Genomic DNA, 1,520 nt, shown 5'->3' with positions numbered 1-1,520 from the left:
GCGCTTCTTCGCCCGGAGTGGCATGGAGCTTGATGATATTGCCAGAATGGTCGTTTACTGGATGGCACCCGAAGTTCACTCAAATCAATCTTCCACTGGCAATTCCTTACGAAATCCTCCCCTACAGAAGATTAGGTCCTTGACAGAAAACACACTCATTTTATTGATCTATCCTTGCCTTCTGTAAGTCAAAAAGTAAGGATAGAATTATTAAACAATCTCTCTTTGCAATAATGCTATTGCATTTACTGACGTTATCTGTCGCCTGTCAGGCCCAAGCGTTAACAGAACGTTTTGTAGTCGATCTTGAACAGAATGCAACTTCCCAAAACCAAGGCTTTTCTATAAAGCTTGAGCGCCGCGCGTTGCCAGTCAACTCGTCAGACATTACCGATACAAACGGCTCTGAAAAGTCAGCCTCTCTTCCTGATGACAAACGACACAGACCAGACGGTTACGAGGTAAAAACGACCACTATTGAGTCGCTTCCCTGGCAATGGTCTTACACTACTCATCTGCTAATTGCCTACGAACTGAACCTGACAACGAAGGAAACCCCTCTAAGCTCTCCTTATTCATGGGTACTTATAGAACTAGTTGTCGCTGTTGGTTGGCTTTTGAAAAGCCATTGGAACCCCGACTTCCCGTTACTTAGCCCGGCTGAACGACAAGAGGCAACATCTATGCTGACACAGGGAAATCAACCATTTGAGAGCATCACTATGATGTTGGGTTCTGGACAACAGTCACAAGGGCAGTCATCAAAATCATCCGTTCAGGACACTGCAATAGCACCACTGCACCCGGCAGGCTCTTTCAGCAGCACCTTGAATACTGACTACGGCGGCGGTAACGGTGACCCTCAACACCACCACCATACCCTGGGTTTGAATTGTTTCGTATTTCCCTGTCATGGCATTTGTCAATTCCCGCAATCGTCCATGAGCAGCGAACTCAGTGAATGGTTGCTGAACTCTTATGTAAGCTCATACCCCAATTTGCCTGATGATCATTGCTTTAGTGACATAGGTCACTGGGACATTGAACATTCCCGACAAACCTCGCCTTTCGATGTATTGGTTGATCTCCCTGCTATTCAACTCCAATACGATTCAGACCCACTATTTCCACCGCAAGCTTATGACATAGGTAGCAACCCAACCACTGACGGCAACTCTATGGGTGGGAACACCTTAGAAGGGGTCGCCTCAGACAGGGTCTCCTCAGACGGGGTCTCCTCAGACGGGGTCTCCTCAGACGGGGTCGCCTCAGACGGGGTCGCCTCAGACTCAGTGGGCTTTAGGGTGGACCGTAACACAGAAGCTGTCGAGCAAACCATCTGTGACCAGATAGTGATCGCAGAAGATGGCCAGCTGCGGCCATCCGACATGATCTGCAAGAGTTCTGTAACCTTATCGGCTCGTGTAAGAAGAACAGCCCGCGACACCAGGAAACGAACCTGTGACGTGGCCGTGGTCACCAACGGTGGTCGGCAGCGAATATGCGGAAGAGTCTTCAAG

1 protein-coding gene is annotated in these 1,520 nt (G+C 48.9%); it reads left to right on the top strand.

Annotated elements, in window-relative coordinates; translation table 11 throughout:
• Window positions 1-233: 233 nt before the first annotated feature.
• On the top strand, window positions 234-1,520 hold a 1,287-nt coding region (locus tag KDK18_RS03735; RefSeq protein WP_257253307.1), incomplete at its 3' end, for a hypothetical protein.

Source organism: Endozoicomonas sp. SESOKO3 (assembly GCF_024606255.1).
Note: the sequence above shows the minus strand (reverse complement) of the source record. Positions and strands in the feature narration are given on the sequence as shown.